Origin of the sequence: Pseudomonas sp. P4795 (genome assembly GCF_048822895.1) — a bacterium.
GTDB lineage: Bacteria > Pseudomonadota > Gammaproteobacteria > Pseudomonadales > Pseudomonadaceae > Aquipseudomonas.
Window position 1 is genome coordinate 666,060 of the sequence record NZ_JBMFBT010000003.1, and the last position, 17,611, is coordinate 683,670.

Sequence of the window (17,611 nt, forward strand, 5' to 3'; positions counted from 1 at the left end):
AAGGGTTACAGCAACTCAAAGCTCTGCTGCGTCACGTCCTGGGAATCCAGGCCGATCTGCACGTTGAACTTGCCTGGCTCTGCCGCGTACTTGAGCTGAGCGTTGTAGAACTTCAGGTCATCCTCGGTGATGGTGAAGTGCACGACTTTCTGTTCGCCAGCCTTGAGCATGATCTTCTGGAAGTTTTTCAGTTCTTTCACCGGGCGGATCATCGAGCCGGTGACGTCCTGAATGTACAGCTGCACCACGGTTTCGCCGTCACGTTTGCCGGTGTTTTTCACCATCACACTGGCGTCGAGCTTGCCGGTGGTGTTCAGCGTGGTCGACGACAGCGCCATGTCGCTCAGGCTGAAATCGGTGTAGCTCAAGCCGAAACCGAACGGGAACAGCGGCCCCGTAGTGTCATCGAAATACTGCGAGGTGTAGTTGCCCGGTTTGCCCGGCGTGAACGGCCGGCCAATGCTCAGATGGTTGTAGTAGGTCGGAATCTGGCCTACCGAGCGTGGGAACGTCACCGGCAGTTTGCCCGACGGGTTGTAGTCGCCGAACAGCACGTCAGCGATGGCGTTACCGCCTTCGGTGCCGCTGAACCAGGTTTCCAGAATCGCATCAGCCGATTCTTTTTCTTCAAGAATCGTCAGCGGACGGCCGTTCATCAGCACCAGCACCAACGGCTTGCCGGTGGCTTTCAGGGCGCGGATCAGATCGCGCTGGCTTTGCGGGATGTTCAGGTCGGTGCGGCTCGACGACTCGTGGGACATGCCACGCGATTCACCGACCGCTGCAACCACCACGTCAGCCGACTGCGCCGCTTTGACCGCTTCGTCGATCAACACGTTGGCCGGGCGCGGGTCATCGACCACTTCCGGTGCATCGAAGTTGAGGAAGTTCAGGTAATCGAGGACTTTCTTGTCGCCGGTGATGTTGGCGCCACGGGCGTAGATCAGGTTCGATTTATCGCCAATCACGTTGCTCATGCCGTCGAACAGGGTCACCGATTGCGCCGGCCGTCCCGCTGCAGCCCAACTGCCCATCATGTCGATTGGTGCCTTGGCCAGCGGGCCGACCAGGGCGATCTTCGCGGTTTTCTTCAGCGGCAGGGTTTCATTCTGATTCTTCAGCAATACCTGACTGCGACGCGCAACTTCACGCGCTTCGGCGCGGTGCAGGCGGCTTTCGGCGTAGGTGTCGGCCGGATCATCTTCAGCCTTGCCGATGCGCAGGTACGGGTCCTTGAACAGGCCCATGTCGTACTTGGCCGCGAGCACTTCGCGTACGGCGTTATCGATGTGTTTCTGTTCGATTTCACCGGACTTGAGCAGGCCCGGCAGCTCTTTGCCGTACAGGGTGTCGTTCATGCTCATGTCGATGCCGGCCTTGATCGCCAGCTTCGCCGCTTCGCGACCGTCACGCGCAACGCCGTGCTTGATCAGCTCGAAGATTGCACCGTGGTCGCTGACTGCCAGTCCTTTGAAGCCCCAGTCGCGGCGCAGCAGATCGTTCATCAGCCAGGTATCGGCAGTGGCCGGTATGCCGTTGATCGAGTTCAACGCCACCATCACGCCACCGGCACCCGCATCAATCGCGGCGCGGTACGGTGGCAGGTAATCCTGGTACATCTTCACCGGGCTCATGTCGACGGTGTTGTAATCGCGACCGCCCTCGACCGCGCCATACAAAGCGAAGTGCTTGACGCTGGCCATGATGCTATCGGCGGCGCTCGGGGTCGCACCCTGATAAGCCTTGACCATCACCGTGGCGATGCGCGAAGTCAGGTAGGTGTCTTCACCAAAACCTTCGGAGCTACGGCCCCAGCGCGGATCACGGGAGATGTCGACCATCGGCGCGAAGGTGATATCGAGGCTGTCGGCGGCGGCTTCTCTGGCCGCGACGCGCCCGGACTGGCCGATGGCGTCCATGTCCCAGCTCGACGCCAGGGCTAGCGGAATCGGGAAAATCGTACGGTGACCGTGGATCACGTCGTACGCGAAAAACATCGGAATCTTCAACCGGCTGCGCATTGCCGCGTCCTGCATCGGACGGTTTTCCGCACGGGTGATAGAGTTGAACGTGCCGCCAATGTTGCCCGCGGCGATTTCCTTGCGGATCAGTTCGCGGGGCATTTCCGGGCCGATGCTGATCAGGCGCAATTGGCCGATCTTCTCGTCGAGAGTCATTTGCTTCATCAGGTCGGTGATGAAGGCGTCCTTGTTTTCCAGGGGCACCGGGGTCGCCGCGGCCAATACTTGATGACTGGCCAGACTGACGAACAGGCCCAGCAAACACAGCTTCTTCATGAATAGTTTTCTCAAGGGCACACACGGCGTTGCAATGCCGGCCAGCCAAAATTTAGGGAACGACTATTGTTGTTCGGGTACTGATGCAAATGCGGCGGCGTAATGCGCGTTGCCGAATTTCACAGCATGATCGCGCTGGGCCTCTTTTTAGCCCATCGGCCCGTAGCAATCCAGTGGCGCGGGCGATTATGCCCCAACAGCCGGCCGAGAATGTTTCGCGGTCAATTTTTCTGAAAATGTGCAAGGGAGCACCCATCCGATGAATCTCAGTCCTGTCTATCGCTCGCGCTTGCAGGTGGCCACGTTATTGGTGATGGCCACGCTGCTGACCGCGTGCGGCATCAACAACATTCCGACCCTCGACGAACAGGCCAAAGCGGCGTGGGGCCAGGTGCAGAACCAGTATCAGCGCCGTGCGGATCTGATCCCGAATCTGGTGGAAACCGTCAAAGGCTACGCCGCCCATGAAAAGGAAACCCTGACGGCGGTGATCGAGGCGCGCGCCAAGGCGACTTCGATTCAAGTGGATGCCAGCACCCTCGACAACCCGGAAAAGCTCAAGCAGTTCCAGCAGGCTCAGGATCAACTGACCGGCGCCTTGAGTCGCTTGATGGTGGTGTCCGAGCGTTATCCGGATTTGAAAGCCAACCAGAACTTCCTCGCCCTGCAATCGCAACTTGAGGGCACGGAAAACCGCATCGCCGTGGCCCGCCGCGATTTCATTCTGGCCGTGCAGAAATACAACACCGAAATCCGCACCTTCCCCGGTCGCTTGTGGCACAGCGTGATGTACAGCGATCTGCCGGCCCGTGAAACCTTCGAAGCCACTACCCCCGGTGCGGACAAGGCGCCGGAAGTGAAGTTCTGATCCGGTGATGTCCATGCGTGTTTTGAAGATAGGCCTGGTGCTGATGCTGTGGCTGTTCGCCGTCAGCGCCCGGGCCGAGTTGAAGTTCCCGGCGCTGAGCGGACGGGTGGTGGACGCAGCTCAGATGCTTGAGCCGACAGTGCGCGCGCAACTGAGCCAGCAATTGCAGGCTCACGAGCAGGCGACCGGCGAGCAATTGGTGGTGGTCACCCTGCCGGATTTGCAGGGCACCACGATCGAGGACTACGGCGTCCAGCTCGGTCGCCACTGGGGCATTGGTCAGAAGGACAAGAACAACGGGGCGCTGCTGATCGTTGCCCGTGACGAGCGCAAGTTGCGCATCGAAGTCGGCTACGGGCTGGAAGACCGGCTGACCGATGCGCAGAGTTCGGTGATCATCCATCAGGTCATCACCCCCGCGTTCAAGTCCGGCAACTTCAGCAAGGGCATCAGCGACGGCGTCGCGGCGATGCTCGTGGTGCTGGGTGGCAATCCGCTGGATGAGCCGTCGACGGTGTATGAATCGACCGGCGATCCGTCGGACGATTTCATCTCGCGCCATCCTGCGCTGTTCGTGTTCCTGCTGATGTTGTTCATCCTTGCGGTGTTCGTCTTCCAGATGCTCGGTATCCTGCCCGCTGGCCGGGGTGGCTCCGGAGGCGGGGGCGGTTTTGGCGGGGGCGGCTTCGGAGGTGGCGGCGGAGGCGGTGGAGGCTTCAGCGGCGGCGGTGGCAGTTTCGGCGGCGGTGGTTCGTCCGGCGGCTGGTAATGACAATAATGAGAACAGGCACTGCATGACATGGCATTACTGAATGAACACGAACAACGCAAAGTCGCCGAGGCAATCGCCCGGGTCGAGCGCGACACTGACGCCGAACTGGTAACGGTACTGGCGGCACGCGCCGACGACTACGCCTACATCCCGCTGCTGTGGGCCAGTCTGCTGGCGCTGGTGCTGCCGGGGATCGTGCATTACCTGACCGGGTGGCTGACCTTGCACAGTCTGTTGCTGGTGCAATGGGGCCTGTTCATCGTGTTGTGCCTGCTGTTCAGGCTGCCGAAGATCACCACGCACCTGGTGCCGCGCCGAGTACGGCACTGGCGGGCGTCGAACCTGGCGCGTCGGCAGTTTCTCGAGCAGAACCTGCATCACACGGTGGGCAGTACCGGGATGCTGATTTTTGTCTGCGAGGCCGAGCGCTACGTGGAGATTCTGGTGGACGAAGGGATTTCCAAACGACTGGACAACAAGAGTTGGGACGCGATTGTCGCGGCGTTTACCGAGCAGGTAAGGCGCGGGCAGACGTTGCAGGGTTTCGTGACGTGCATCGAGGCGTGTGGCGAGTTGCTCAAGGTGCATGTGCCGGTGACGCAGGTGAGGAATGAGTTGCCGAATCGGTTGATCGTACTGGGCTGAGGATTTTGTGTTCGCTTCAAGATCGTAGCCCCTCACCCCAGCCCTCTCCCGAGGGAGAGGGAGCCGATTTGCGGTGCTTCTAAAGCCTGAGTTCGACCGGACATTTCAGGTCGACGTAACCCCGAAAAACACCTCGGTTGGCCCCCTCTCCCTCCGGGAGAGGGCTGGGGTGAGGGTGCTTTTAGCAACCGCTGGGTAAATAAGCGCGTGTCCCAAACCGCCATCGCCCCTAAAATACCCGCCATTCCCGATTCGCCCCGCCCCGAGGCCACCATGTCTGTCACCGCCCAATCCGCCCCGTCTACCCAATCGGCGCCGGATCACCACGCCCAGTTCATCGAGCTGCTGCAAACCAGCCTCGAACAGAACGGCTTCATCAAACTGGTGCTGGCCAAGTACGTCGGCGACGAAGCGGAGTTGCAGCGGATCATCATCAAACCAGTGACGGTCAAAGCCCAGCCTTGCCTGTCGTTCGTGTATCGCTACAAGACCCGCGACATCACCAAGAATCTGCCGCTCACCGAAGGCGTCGCTGCGATTGCTGCTCTGCTGCCAGCCTCATTCAAAAACGCGCATTTGCTGTCGCTGAACGATGAAGCCCAGCTGGAATACAGCAAAAAGGGCAAATCTTCGCTGTTCATGAGCAAACCCCAGCAATTGCGCGAGGTGCCGTCTGTCGAGCACAACCGCGAGAAAAACCGCTTCCTTGAAGTGAATCGGCCGTTCCTCAAGGATCTGGGCGTGACCAACGCCAAATCCGAGCTGATCCCGGCGATGTCGCGCAAGTGGAAGCAGATCAACAAGTTCATCGAAGTCTTCAGCCACGCCCTGACCACCTCGCCGCTGGCGCTGGACAAACCAGTGCGCGTGGCGGATTTCGGGTCGGGCAAGGGTTACCTGACGTTCGCCATTCACGACTATCTGCGCAATACGCTCAAGGCTGAAGGCGAAGTCACTGGCGTCGAGCTGCGCGAAGAAATGGTCGAGCTGTGCAACAACGCGGCGGCCAAACTTGATCACCCGGGCTTGGTATTCAAGTGCGGCGATGTACGCAGTGTGGCGCCGAGCGAGCTGGACGTGATGATCGCCCTGCATGCCTGCGACATTGCCACCGACTACGCGATCCACACCGGCATCCGTTCGGGCGCCGCGATCATCATGTGCTCGCCGTGCTGCCACAAGCAGATCCGCCTGCAAATCCAGAGCCCGGCGCTGCTCAAACCGATGCTGCAATACGGGTTGCACCTCGGTCAGCAAGCGGAAATGGTCACCGACAGTCTGCGTGCATTGTTCCTTGAGGCCTGCGGTTACGAGACCAAGGTGTTCGAGTTCATCTCGCTTGACCACACCAACAAGAACAAGATGATTCTGGCAGTGAAACGCGCCGAGGCGGTCGATCCGGCGCAGTTGCTGGTGAAGATTCAAGAGCTGAAGGCGTTCTACAACATCAGCGAGCATTGCCTGGAAACCTTGCTGCGCGCTGATGGTTATTTGAGCTGACCTATGTGGTTTAAACGGGGACTGTAAGGGGCGGGACGACAGCGGCGTAGTAGCCGGTTGTTACCCACCCCGTCAGATACGGACTACCTTGAAGACTCCTGCGTATTTTCCAGAGGAGTTCTCCCCATGGCCGCGAAAAAAATTCTGATGCTGGTTGGCGACTACGTCGAAGACTACGAAGTGATGGTGCCGTTTTAGGCCCTGCAAATGGTCGGCCACACCGTCCACGCCGTGTGCCCGGACAAGGCTGCGGGCCAGACGGTGCGCACCGCGATCCATGACTTCGAAGGCGACCAGACTTACAGCGAAAAACCCGGTCACCTGTTTGCGCTGAACTTCGACTTTGCCAAAGTCGATGCCAAGGATTACGACGCACTGCTGGTGCCCGGCGGTCGTGCGCCGGAATACCTGCGCCTGAACGAAAAAGTCCTCGACCTGGTAAGAGCCTTCGACAAGGCCGGCAAGCCAATCGCCGCCGTCTGCCACGGCGCGCAACTGCTGGCAGCCGCGGGCATTCTCGAAGGTCGCGAGTGCAGCGCTTATCCAGCCTGTGCGCCGGAAGTGCGACTGGCGGGTGGTACGTACATCGACATCGCCGTGACCGAAGGCCACGTTCAGGGCAATCTGGCCACTGCGCCAGCCTGGCCGGCGCATCCGAATTGGCTGGCCGGTTTCCTCGGTCTGCTGGGCACCAAAATCACTCTGTAACGAGGTTGCGCGCATGTGCGAGCTGTACGTCAAAGCCGATCCGATTCTTTACGAATCACGCTCGCGCTCGCTGCGCATCTGCGGCGTGGTGACCACGGTGCGCCTGGAAAACCAGTTCTGGGACATCCTCAGCGAAATCGCCGAGGTCGACGGCATGAGCACCAATCAACTGGTGGCCAAGCTGTATGAAGAGGTGATGGATTATCGCGGTGAGGTGGTGAATTTCGCTTCGTTTCTACGGGTGAGCTGCACGCGCTATCTGAGTCAGCGGCGCGTGGCTGCGCCGGAGTTGTCGGTGGTGCGTGCAGTGGTGAAGTAGCGCTGCGCAGGCGACAGAAGCCCGGCGCTGGTCTTTACTCTCTGGCGCCAATCCCTTCAATCGCCAAGGAGCAACGAGCATGTCCGGATGGTACGAAGTGAGCAAAAGCAGCAGTGGTCAATTCAGGTTTGTACTGAAAGCCGCGAATGCCGAAACCATTCTGACCAGTGAGCTGTACACCACCCGCAGCGCCGCCGACAAAGGCATCGCCTCGGTACAGACCAACAGCCCGCTGGATGAACGCTACGAGAAGAAAACCACCAAGGACGGTCATCCGTATTTCAATCTCAAGGCTGGCAACCATGAAGTCATCGGCAGCAGTGAGGCGTATTCCTCTGATGCCGCTTGTGACAAGGGCATTGCCAGTGTCAAGGTGAATGGGCCGAGCAAAGTGATCAAGGACAAAACCCTGCCGGTACTCTGAAGTCGCTGAAAATCCAAATGTGGGAGCCAGCAGGCTGGCTCCCACATGGTTTTGTGTGTTGCCTGGGATCAACGCAGGGTTTTGAGGATTGCTTGCAGTTGATTGCGCCCAGTCTCGCTCAGCGGGAATACCGGCAAACGCGGCTCCCCCACTTCCAGCCCGGTATCACGCAGCCCGGCCTTGATCGTCGCTGGCAAGCCTCCTTTCAAGATGAAGTCCAGCAGCGGCAACTGGCGGTAGAACAGTTCGCGCGCCTTGCCCAGATCGTTGGCCTGCGCAGCAGCGTACAGATCCAGATTCAGTTGCGGGATCAGGTTCGGCGCCGCTGTGCACCAGCCCTTGGCCCCGGCGGCGAACGCTTCCAGCGCCAGCGGATTGCAGCCGTTGTAGAACGGCACCTGACCTTCACCGAGCAGTTGCAGCTTGTGCATGCGCTGAATGTCGCCGGTGCTCTCCTTGACCATGGTCACGTTTTCCACGGCGTTGACGATGCGCAGAATCAGCTCGACCGACATGTCGGTGCCGCTGGTAGCCGGGTTGTTGTAGAGCATGATCGGCACGCCGATGCTCTCGCCGATGGCGCGGTAGTGGGCGAGGATTTCTGCTTCGGTGAGTTTCCAGTACGAGGCTGGCAGCACCATCACCACATCGGCGCCATGAGCTTCGGCGAAACGTGCACGGCGGACCGCTTTGGCGGTGGTCAGATCGGAGACGCTGACCACGGTCGGCACACGTTTGGCGACGTGCTTGATGCTGAACTCGGCGACTTGATCCCACTCCGCATCGCTCAGGTACGCGCCTTCGCCGGTGCTGCCCAATGGCGCAATGGCATGCACGCCGCCGTCAATCAGGCGGTCGATGGAGCGGCCCAGCGCCGGCAGGTCGAGGTCTTCGCCATTGGCGCTGAACGGGGTGATGGTGTAGCCGATGATGCCGTGAATGTTGGACATGTTGGGTGCTCCGCAAGGATGAGGTTTCAGTTCAGGCAATCGGCGTGTTGGCGCAGGTTCTGCCGGGCGTAGTAGTTGAACGCGGCGGCGTGGCGTTTCGGTTTCGACACCCAGTCATGCGCCTCGCGGCCCAACTCGGGGCTGATCGGCTTGATCGTGCCGGCAGCCATCGCCAGCAACTGCAACTTGGCGGCGCGCTCGATCAATTGCGCGATGACACAGGCTTCTTCAATCGTCGCCCCGGAAGACAGCTGACCGTGGTGCGAAAGCAGAATCGCCCGTTTATCGCCCAGCGCACCGGCAATCAGTTCGCCTTCTTCATTGCCCACCGGCACCCCCGGCCAGCCTTCGAGAAACGCGCAATCGTCGTACAACGGGCACAGATCCATGTGCGAAATCTGCAGCGGCACTTCGAGCATCGACAGCGCGGCAACGTGGGTCGGATGCGTGTGAATGATGCAGTTCACGTCCGGTCGGGCACGGTACACCCAGCTGTGGAAACGGTTGGCCGGGTTGGCCATGCCGTGACCTTCGAGCACTTCCAGGTCTTCGTTGACCAGCAGCAGATTGCTCGCGGTGATCTCATCGAAACCCAGGCCCAGTTGCTGAGTGTAATAGGTGCCGGGCTGCGGGCCACGCGCGGTGATTTGCCCGGCGAGGCCGGAGTCGTGGCCGCTCTCGAACAAGATCCGGCAGGTCAGGGCCAGCTTTTGCCGGTCAGTCCACGTATTATCCGCCAGGTGATTTTGCATCTGCGTCAGGGCTTGCTTGACCAGTTGCTCTTTGGGTAGTGCTAATGTCTTGGCCATATCGGGTGTCCTCGGGTGTGTTCATGCAAATGACACCAAAGAGGCTATATGACACAAAGTGTCATTGGCAAGGACAAATCGTCATTCCTTTGCTGGATTAATCGTTTTTCATGTCTATCCGTTTGAAATTATTAAGAAAAAAACTTGGCGTGACGCTTGAGGTGCTGGCCGAAAAATCCGGCATGACCAAGAGCTATCTGTCAAAAGTCGAGCGCGGCTTGAACACGCCGTCGATTGCGGCGGCGTTGAAACTGGCCAAGGCGTTGAACGTGAAGGTCGAGGAGTTGTTCTCCGAAGACAACGTCAGCCTCGACAGTTACAGCCTGGTGCGCAGCCACGAGCGCCAGCCGCTCGGCGCCGATCAGCACAGCCCAGGTTACGCGGTGCTGGCACATCAGGTCAGCGAGCGCAATCTGCTGCCGTTCATCATTTACCCGCCGAACGAATTCACCGACAAAACCTTCAAGGAGCACTTGGGCGAGGAGTTTCTGTTCGTCCACGAAGGCCGGGTGGAAGTCGACTTCATGAGCGAGCGCGTGCTGCTGGAACGCGGCGATGCGCTGCACTTCAATGCGCAGAAGCCGCATCGAATTCGGTCAGTCGGGGATGTGCAGGCGCAGTTGCTGGTGGTGGTGCATAGCGCTGAAGATTAGGAAATCAAAAGATCGCAGCGTACCGCAGCTCCTACACCGATCTCTGTAGGAGCTGCCGAAGGCTGCGATCTTTTGATCTTGCTCTAACGCTCAAGCGGCACTCTGAGTTTCGGACTGCCCAGCGCATGACTCTTCGAATCAAAAAACCGCAGCTCAACGCCCGTGCCCTCAAACACCTGCGCGTAATGCCGCTTCTGATGCTGAATAAACGCAGTGCTGCGTGGATGGATCGAGATCGCCACGGTCTTCGGTCTGGCCTGGCGCAAGGCATCAACGATGTGGCTGTCCTGCTCGCCCAAGGCATGGCCGAAGATGCACAAGCCGTCGCCATGCCCAAGCAATTGTTCATAACAGAACGACAGATAATCCGAACTGCGAATGCTCTTGAGCTTGTCCGCACTCGGCCCTTCGTTGACGAACAGCGGCACGTCATCAAGGGTTTTGATCGTGTTGTTGATCGCGAAATTACCCAGCAGCGTGCCTTCGGAGACGGTCATTTTGCGTGCGCTGCCGTCCTGATTGCGCACCAGGTGCAGAGCGCCGTGCAGGTACAGCAGGCGCGGTTTTTCGCTGGTGCTTTGGCTCAGGTCGAAACTGGCGTTGGCGCCGTTGAACAAGTCGTCGAGGGCATCGCTCTGGTGCTGCGCGGCCCAGCAATTGAGCAAGTCGTAATTGCTGCTGAACACCGTGCGATAGCTGGCCAGTTCCTGATTCAGCATCGCCAGCGTCGAGGCCTTGACCAGTCGCCACGGCAGGTGCACGGCGTGCACGCTGTTGATCAGCGCTTCCTTAATCGCGTAGTAGCGATTGCGCGGCGCCGCCGAGCTGACGGCCAGCGCCTTGTTCACGCGGCTGGTGGTTTTCAGCGCGCCAAGCACCTGCTCGAAACTGCGCGTCTGCATCGCCTCGAACACGCTCAGTTCCGACTGGCTCAGCGGCTTGTCCGGCAGCGTGCGCGCGTTTTCGAACAGCGAGTCATAGCCGAAATCGTCCCACAGCGCGCGGCTCGCGCCATTGCCCAGCAGCAGGCCGCGCAAGTCTGTGCTGGCGCGCACGGCGCTCCAGTCTTCGAGCGTGGCGTCGACATCGAGAAAATCGGTCATTGCAGGGCAGGTCTCAAAACGAAGGGCAGATGGACGGCGACTTTATCACGAGCGGGCATTGAGCCAGATCAACATCGCCGGTGACCGATCGGTCGATGCTGTGCGTATCCGCCGGATAGCAGGTGTCGATTCGGCCTCAGTCAGGAGACGCGCATGAGCAGTACCTTTTTCATTCCGGCGGTGAACATCATGGGCAACGGCTGCCTCGACGAAGCCATGGTCGCGATCCGCAACTACGGTTTTCGCAAGGCGCTCATTGTCACCGACGTCGGTCTGGCCAAGGCTGGCGTGGCTTCGATGATTGCCGAGAAACTGGCAATGCAGGACATCGACTCGGCGATCTTCGACGGCGCCAAACCGAATCCGAGCATCGCCAACGTCGAATCCGGGCTGGGCCTGCTCAAGGAAAGTCAGTGTGATTTCGTCGTGTCGCTGGGCGGTGGTTCACCGCACGATTGCGCCAAAGGCATCGCGTTGTGCGCGACCAACGGCGGGCAGATCCGCGACTACGAAGGCGTCGACCAATCGAGCAAGCCGCAACTGCCGCTGATCGCCATCAACACCACTGCCGGCACCGCCAGCGAGATGACCCGCTTCTGCATCATCACTGACGAATCGCGCCACGTGAAAATGGCCATCGTTGACCGCAACGTCACGCCGCTGATGTCGGTCAACGACCCGGCGCTGATGGTCGCGATGCCGAAAAGCCTGACCGCCGCCACTGGCATGGACGCTCTGACCCACGCCATCGAAGCGTACGTCTCGACCGCTGCCAACCCGATCACCGACGCCTGCGCGCTGAAGGCCATGACCCTGATCAGCAACAACCTGCGTCTGGCGGTGCGCGACGGCAGCGATCTGGCCGCCCGCGAGAACATGGCGTATGCGCAGTTTCTCGCCGGCATGGCGTTCAATAACGCGTCGCTGGGATATGTGCACGCGATGGCGCATCAGTTGGGCGGTTTCTACGATCTGCCGCATGGCGTGTGCAACGCGGTGCTGCTGCCGCATGTGCAGGCGTTCAACGCGTTGGTTTGCGCGGATCGGCTGACCGATGTCGCGCACGCGATGGGTGCGGACATTCGCGGTTTCAGCGCAGAGGAGGGCGCGCAAGCGGCGATCACGGCGATCCGTTGTCTGGCCAAGGACGTGGAGATCCCCAGCGGTTTGCGCGACCTCGGCGCGAAATGCACCGACATCCCGATACTGGCCGCCAATGCACTGAAAGACGCCTGCGGGCTGACCAACCCACGCGCGGCGGATCAGCGGCAGATCGAAGAGATCTTCCGCAGCGCGTTTTAAGCGCGCGGACGATCCGGCGCGAACCGCACGCAAAGCACCGCGCCGAGTGCCAATACGCAGCACAGCAACGACAGTGGCCACGCGTGCGGGCCGGCCATCAGGCTGGCCAGTCCGCCGATCACTGCCGCGAGCAATTGGTGAATGAAGCCGCTCAGCGCCATGGCGTAGGCACCGGCAATCGGTGCGCCGTCGTTGGCGCGGGACAGGCTGATCGGGTAGTTCAGCGACTGGCCGAACACCGCCACGCAGTAGGGCAACCACAGCAGCCAGGCAAGCGAACTTGCCGCCAGACTGCCGAACAACATCACGCCGCTGCCGGCCAGCACCAGGCCCACGCCCAGGGCCATCAAGCGCAGCTGACCGGTGCGCAGCACAAAGCGATTGACCGCCACTGCGCCAAGAAAATACGCCGCGCTGATTGGCCATCCGAGCAGTCCGTAATCGGCCGCTGACCAATTCAACGGCCCTTGCAGAATCAACGGCGCCGCAGTGTTGAAGGCGATGATCACGCCGTATCCCAGACCGCCCGCGAGTGCCGGCAGGAGGAACGCGCAATGGCTCAGAATCTGCCGATAGACCGTCCATGGTGAAACCGTTGAGGGTGTTTCTGCGAGCACGGGAAAGCTCAAGCGCGAGATAATCCCGGCCATCAACAGGCTGACGGCGCCGAGCAGATAAAAAATCGCCTGCCAGCCCAGCGTCACCTGAATGATCGAGCCGACGTACTGACCAATCCCCAGCGCCACCACGAACGAAATCGAAATCCACGACAGTGCCTTGGCCAGCAGATCGCCCTTGAAACTGTCGCGAATCAACACCCGCGCCATCACCGAAATACCGCTGGCGCCGATCCCCTGCAAAAATCGCAGCAACAAGAACGACTCCAGCGTCGCGCCCAGTGGCAACGCCAGATTCGCCAGCCCATAAATTCCGAGTGCCGCCAGCAACACCGGTTTGCGCCCGATGCGCTGGGCGAGGCTGCCCCAGAACAGCATCGGCAACGCCATGCCGATCAGGTACAGCGCCAACCCCCAGGCGACCTGCGAGGCATCGACCTGCAAATATCCGGCGATCTGCGGCAATGCGGGCAAATAGATGCTCATGCCCAGTTGGGCGAGGAATACGGTGCAGCAGGTGATGAGCAGGATCAGGCTGGGGTTCATGCGTCGTCCGTGGCGTTAGTGATTGCGACTGTGAGTCAATAAAAGTTCGGTGATCAGCTCGCAGAAATGCTGGATCAAAGCCGGCGGCATATCGGCGCGCAGAGTAATGCGGATTGCGGCTTTGCCTTGAGCGACCACCGGAAAGAATACCGCGCTGGTGAAGAAACCTTGATCGGCCAATTCCATGGCAATACGGTTGGCCAGCGCGGCTTCGCCACAATTGATCAGGCGAATGGCCATGGGGCTGCTGTGTTGTTCGGTGCCGATCAGGCTGTCGAACAGGCGGATATTAGCCTGAAGCTGGCCCTGCAGAACGCGAAATTCTGCGCTGCGGTGCAATCGAATCGACGCGCGTCCGGCACCGATGGCCGCGCAGTTGAGGCTTTGCGACCAGTTGCTTGGTCCGCCGTAGCGCTGGATCAGCGTCTTCTGCCGCTGGTTGCCGAGCATCACCAGACCACCGCTGGCGCCGAAGGATTTGGCCAGCGAGGCGACGATCAGACAATCGTCCTCCAGCGCACTGATTCTCGGGCGCACCAGGCCTGCGCCGTTGCGGCCCACGGCGGACAGCGCGTGGGAATCGTCCAGGTAGAGGAACAAGCCGTAGCGTTCCTTGAGATACAGCAGGCTGTCCAGATTGGCCACGCCGCCCATGCTGTAGGCACCGTCGGCGATGTACGCGACGCTGGTGTGGCGCTGGCACACGCTTTCGAGAAAATCCATGTCGTTGTGTGGGCCGGTCAAGACTTGGGTTTCGTCGGCGCAGTTGGCTTTGAGGTGATTCATCGAGTAGTGCGCGAGGCGATCGAAGACCATCACGGGCGGACGGTTTTGGGTGAACACGCCGCTGGCCAGCAGCGGCAGAATTCCTGCGCTGGCGGCGCTGCATGACAGGGTGCTCAGGCACACGGCGCCAAACAGTTCCGAGAGTTCGTTTTCGTATTGGTCGAGGATTGCCAGTTTGCAGCGGTTCTTCGAGTTGGCGACGCGCAGGGTGCCGGTTTCGCGCAGGGCTGCGATGGCGCCTTCGAGCAGGGCGGGGTGATGATCAAGGCCCAGGTAGGAGGTGGTGCAGAAGTGGTGGAAGTGGCGGCCGTGTTGATCTTGCAGGTGGTTGGGGCCTTTGACTTGCACGTTCAGTGCGGCGATTTTTCCGCTTTCAGCGGTTTCCCAATCGTGGTCGGCGCGGGCGATGACTTTGCGGTAGTTGGTGAAGAGGTTGGGGGTGTTGGGCTGGTGATTCAACGGGGGCTCTCCTTGAGCTTGGCGATCCTTGGGGGTGTTGCAATTTGTGTGTGTTGCGAGACTTTACAGACAGGGCTGTACCGCTTGAATCGGCTATGTCTGATAGGGCTGAGCGGTGTTGGAGTTTTGTTTGTAGGGCGGTGGGGTTGGGGGTGTAGGGGATTGGTGGTTGGGTGTATATCCGTTGCTGCGGGTGCTTCTGGTTAGGGTTCCGCCCTTACGGCGGGTCACTTTTTCCAGACGCCGAAAAAGTAACCAAAAAGGCTTTACCCTGACGTTCGGCCCTCGCTGTGGCTCGGGTTCCTTCGCTCCGGGATTGATCCGGGGGCATCGCCTCCGGTTTGCTGCGCTGCACCTCCTCTCGATGTGTTTGGCTGCGCCAAACGTCGCTTCGCTCCCACCCCGGATCAATCCCTCCACTCAGCCTGCCGACGGGCGCTTGCGATCAAGAGCGGTACTCGAGCTAACGCTCATTGTGTTGAGTGGTGAGAGGCGAAGTGCGGTTCTCGGGTGGATATGAAACTGTGGGAGCTGGCCTGCCGGCGATGGCGGTGGTTCAGTCGCCGCCGTTCTGAAGTTTTGCGTCAACCTGCTGCTGCCACGCTCTTCTCTAACGCCCCGCCGAACTGAATCAACACCACTCCGGCAATCAGCAACAGTGCTCCGGATATGCGTGGCAAGGTCAGGTGTTTTTCCGCCAATCCAAACAGTCCGAAGTGATCCAGCATCATCGATGCAATCACTTGTCCGGCCAGTGCCAGTGCGACGAATCCTGATGCGCCGAGCTTGGGCAAGAGCATCACCGCCAGCGCCACGAAACACACACCGAATGCGCCACCGGCCCACATCCAGATCGGCGCTTTGCTGATGAAAGTCAGTGATGGCAATGGTAAGCGCAGGGCGATGATCACCGGCAATAACACCAGCACGCTGACCAGCAGCGAGGCCAGCGTCGCCCACAACGGATGTCCCAATCCGCGCGCCAGATTGGTGTTGATTGCGCTTTGGAATGGCACCACCGCCCCGGCGAATGCGGCCAACAGCAACAGACCGGCCCAATGCAACGTACTCATGATGGTTCTCCAGCAAGGTTTTGCTGGACTCTAAGGTATTCGTCGCGCAGATTTAAATTCCGTTTTGTCATCCGGAACATGCATCAGATGAATGATTTGCGGCGTATCGATCTCAACCTGTTAGTGATCCTCGACGCTTTGCTCAGCGAGCAACACGTGACCCGCGCCGCCGAGCGTCTGCACCTGAGTCAACCGGCGGTCAGTCATGCTTTGGCGCGGTTGCGGGATTTGCTTGGTGATCCGTTGCTGGTGCGCGCCGGCGCAACGTTGGCGCCGACTGCACGAGCGCTGGAGTTGGTCGCGCCGTTGGCTGAGGCTTTGGCTCAGGTGCAATCGCTATTGGTGCCGAACAGCTTCGATCCGGCCAGCGCACGTCGGAGCTTTCGTGTGGCGATGTCGGATTATGGTGCGGCGATTATTTTGCCGGGGCTGATCCGCACTTTGCGCCGCGAAGCGCCGGGCATCGATCTGCAAATCAGCCATGCCAGTCGCGAAGGCATGCTTGATGGTGTGCTCACTGGCGATATTGATCTGGCCGCCGGGGTGTTTCCCGAACTGCCCAATGAACTGCGTAGCACGCCGTTGTTCGAGGAGCACTACGTGTGTTTGCTGGATCGTCAGAGTTTGCCGGCCGATGGCCAACTCGACCTGCCGACCTACTTGTCACGCCCGCATGTTCTGCTGGAAATGCGCGGCAGTGGCACGCCGGAAATCGAACGCGCGCTGACCGCGTTGCGTGAACGCCGCCGCGTGGCCATCAGCCTGCCGCACTGGAGCGTCGCGCCGCAGTTCATCAGTGGCACCGATCTGATTCTCACGGTGGCTTCGCGTGCGTTGAATGACATAGATAGAGAGTCGCTGATCGTCGTGCCGCCTCCGTTCGAGATCGCGCCGTTCACGTTCGTACTGGCGTGGCACAAGCGCCGGGGTGGGGATCAGGCGTTGAACTGGTTGAATCAGCGGATTGAGGAGGGGATAGTGCGCGGCTGAAATGTATGAGGAGCGGGATGTGACAGTGAAGTCTGGGGTGGTTGGGTGTGTGGTGTTTTTTGCAACGTTGGTGGCGGCGCAGGCATTGGCCGATTGCACGCCTGCGCCAGTGACGGGAAATCTGGATTATTCCGTCTGCAAGGAATGGCCAGCGTATCCGGGGCTGATCATTAGTGCCAAAGCCCTTTTTGAACGCAGACCTACTCCGGGCGACGTCGAATCGAACGGCATATATGACTTCGATTTATCCGTTTTGCAGGAAGGCCAAAAAGAACCGCTTGCAACCTATCACCAAGCCGCTGCGTTCGAGCAGGATGGCGTGGCGGTGTATGAGCTGACGCTCGATACTGCTCGCTACAAACTCACTTCCGACCTCCGCGCGTTTGGTGTGCGAGTGCGACTCTCGAATGGATCTCGTCTTACTCCCGTGGATGAAACTCAACTATCGCTCTATGTGAGGGAGGGAGAACAGCTGCGCCCGGTATTGCGTCAGTTGGCTGTGTACGAGTATGGCGGCGAATGGGATGACGTTTGCACTGGTGAGCGCTATGAAATCTCGAGGACAGTGGAAATCGCTAAAACCAGCTCCCACGGCTACGCGGACCTTATCGTCAAAACCCAGCAAACAAACACAACGAATACTGGCGAGGGAGACGCTTGTGAAGACAAAATCACTGTAAGCGGCCCCGAGTTCACAACATTGCGCTATGACGGAAACGCTTACGTCCTGCCAGCCGGCTTCAAAGCCAGGTAATTTTTGCGCCAGACACACGACGTTAATCAAGGAAGA

Annotated in this window: 17 protein-coding genes and 1 pseudogene; 11 read left to right on the forward strand and 7 right to left on the reverse strand. The window is 59.8% G+C overall.

Annotated features, from left to right (window positions below):
• Window positions 1-5: 5 nt before the first annotated feature.
• A complete protein-coding gene (gene bglX, locus ACOI8A_RS11700) occupies window positions 6-2,297 on the reverse strand; it encodes a beta-glucosidase BglX (RefSeq protein WP_420648157.1) in 2,292 nt (763 codons plus the stop codon).
• Window positions 2,298-2,556: 259 nt separating this feature from the next.
• On the opposite strand from bglX, the gene ACOI8A_RS11705 reads away from it, so the two are divergent.
• The 7 genes and pseudogenes from ACOI8A_RS11705 (at window position 2,557) to ACOI8A_RS11735 (ending at window position 7,533) form a co-directional block, all read left to right on the forward strand.
• Window positions 2,557-3,165 carry a LemA family protein gene (locus ACOI8A_RS11705; protein WP_420648156.1) on the forward strand — a complete coding sequence of 203 codons (609 nt, stop codon included), beginning with the start codon at window positions 2,557-2,559 and terminating at the stop codon, window positions 3,163-3,165.
• A 13-nt stretch (window positions 3,166-3,178) separates the two neighbouring features.
• Window positions 3,179-3,934, forward strand: coding sequence for a TPM domain-containing protein (locus ACOI8A_RS11710; RefSeq protein WP_420648155.1), 756 nt, complete (start codon window positions 3,179-3,181; stop codon window positions 3,932-3,934).
• 30 nt (window positions 3,935-3,964) lie between these two features.
• Window positions 3,965-4,582, forward strand: coding sequence for a TPM domain-containing protein (locus tag ACOI8A_RS11715; protein WP_420648154.1), 618 nt, complete (start codon window positions 3,965-3,967; stop codon window positions 4,580-4,582).
• A gap of 273 nt (window positions 4,583-4,855) precedes the next feature.
• A complete protein-coding gene (locus ACOI8A_RS11720; protein ID WP_420648153.1) occupies window positions 4,856-6,082 on the forward strand; it encodes a class I SAM-dependent methyltransferase in 1,227 nt (408 codons plus the stop codon).
• A 126-nt stretch (window positions 6,083-6,208) separates the two neighbouring features.
• Window positions 6,209-6,790: pseudogene (locus tag ACOI8A_RS11725) on the forward strand (DJ-1/PfpI family protein).
• 13 nt (window positions 6,791-6,803) lie between these two features.
• A complete protein-coding gene (locus tag ACOI8A_RS11730; protein WP_420648152.1) occupies window positions 6,804-7,109 on the forward strand; it encodes a ribbon-helix-helix domain-containing protein in 306 nt (101 codons plus the stop codon).
• Between the two features lie 79 nt (window positions 7,110-7,188).
• A complete protein-coding gene (locus ACOI8A_RS11735) occupies window positions 7,189-7,533 on the forward strand; it encodes a YegP family protein (RefSeq protein ID WP_420648151.1) in 345 nt (114 codons plus the stop codon).
• 68 nt (window positions 7,534-7,601) lie between these two features.
• Here ACOI8A_RS11735 and ACOI8A_RS11740 read toward each other — a convergent pair whose 3' ends face one another.
• Entirely contained in the window at window positions 7,602-8,483 is an 882-nt protein-coding gene (locus tag ACOI8A_RS11740) for a dihydrodipicolinate synthase family protein (RefSeq protein ID WP_420648150.1), read from the reverse strand.
• A 26-nt stretch (window positions 8,484-8,509) separates the two neighbouring features.
• Window positions 8,510-9,292 carry an aldolase gene (locus tag ACOI8A_RS11745; RefSeq protein ID WP_420648149.1) on the reverse strand — a complete coding sequence of 261 codons (783 nt, stop codon included), beginning with the start codon at window positions 9,290-9,292 and terminating at the stop codon, window positions 8,510-8,512.
• 110 nt (window positions 9,293-9,402) lie between these two features.
• Here ACOI8A_RS11745 and ACOI8A_RS11750 point away from each other — a divergent pair, with 110 nt between their 5' ends.
• Complete coding sequence (locus tag ACOI8A_RS11750; protein ID WP_420648148.1) at window positions 9,403-9,945, forward strand: helix-turn-helix domain-containing protein; 543 nt, start codon at window positions 9,403-9,405, stop codon at window positions 9,943-9,945.
• A gap of 83 nt (window positions 9,946-10,028) precedes the next feature.
• On the opposite strand, the gene ACOI8A_RS11755 is transcribed toward ACOI8A_RS11750, so the two are convergent.
• A complete protein-coding gene (locus ACOI8A_RS11755) occupies window positions 10,029-11,048 on the reverse strand; it encodes a DUF4917 family protein (protein ID WP_420648147.1) in 1,020 nt (339 codons plus the stop codon).
• Between the two features lie 153 nt (window positions 11,049-11,201).
• On the opposite strand from ACOI8A_RS11755, the gene yiaY reads away from it, so the two are divergent.
• On the forward strand, window positions 11,202-12,350 hold the full coding sequence (gene yiaY, locus ACOI8A_RS11760) for an L-threonine dehydrogenase (protein ID WP_420648146.1): 1,149 nt from the start codon (window positions 11,202-11,204) through the stop codon (window positions 12,348-12,350).
• Here the strand turns inward: yiaY and ACOI8A_RS11765 are convergent.
• From ACOI8A_RS11765 to ACOI8A_RS11775, 3 genes are all read right to left on the reverse strand, one after another.
• Window positions 12,347-13,513 (reverse strand): MFS transporter, encoded by a 1,167-nt coding sequence (locus ACOI8A_RS11765; RefSeq protein ID WP_420648145.1) that lies wholly within the window; start codon window positions 13,511-13,513, stop codon window positions 12,347-12,349. The genes yiaY and ACOI8A_RS11765 overlap by 4 nt on opposite strands.
• Window positions 13,514-13,528: 15 nt before the next feature.
• Complete coding sequence (locus ACOI8A_RS11770) at window positions 13,529-14,758, reverse strand: aminotransferase class I/II-fold pyridoxal phosphate-dependent enzyme (RefSeq protein ID WP_420648144.1); 1,230 nt, start codon at window positions 14,756-14,758, stop codon at window positions 13,529-13,531.
• Between the two features lie 584 nt (window positions 14,759-15,342).
• Entirely contained in the window at window positions 15,343-15,831 is a 489-nt protein-coding gene (locus ACOI8A_RS11775; protein ID WP_420648143.1) for a DMT family transporter, read from the reverse strand.
• A gap of 78 nt (window positions 15,832-15,909) precedes the next feature.
• Between ACOI8A_RS11775 and ACOI8A_RS11780 the strand changes: the two genes are divergently transcribed.
• Window positions 15,910-16,821 carry a LysR family transcriptional regulator gene (locus ACOI8A_RS11780; protein ID WP_420648142.1) on the forward strand — a complete coding sequence of 304 codons (912 nt, stop codon included), beginning with the start codon at window positions 15,910-15,912 and terminating at the stop codon, window positions 16,819-16,821.
• A gap of 19 nt (window positions 16,822-16,840) precedes the next feature.
• Complete coding sequence (locus ACOI8A_RS11785; protein WP_420648141.1) at window positions 16,841-17,575, forward strand: hypothetical protein; 735 nt, start codon at window positions 16,841-16,843, stop codon at window positions 17,573-17,575.
• The last annotated feature ends 36 nt before the right edge of the window (window positions 17,576-17,611 follow it).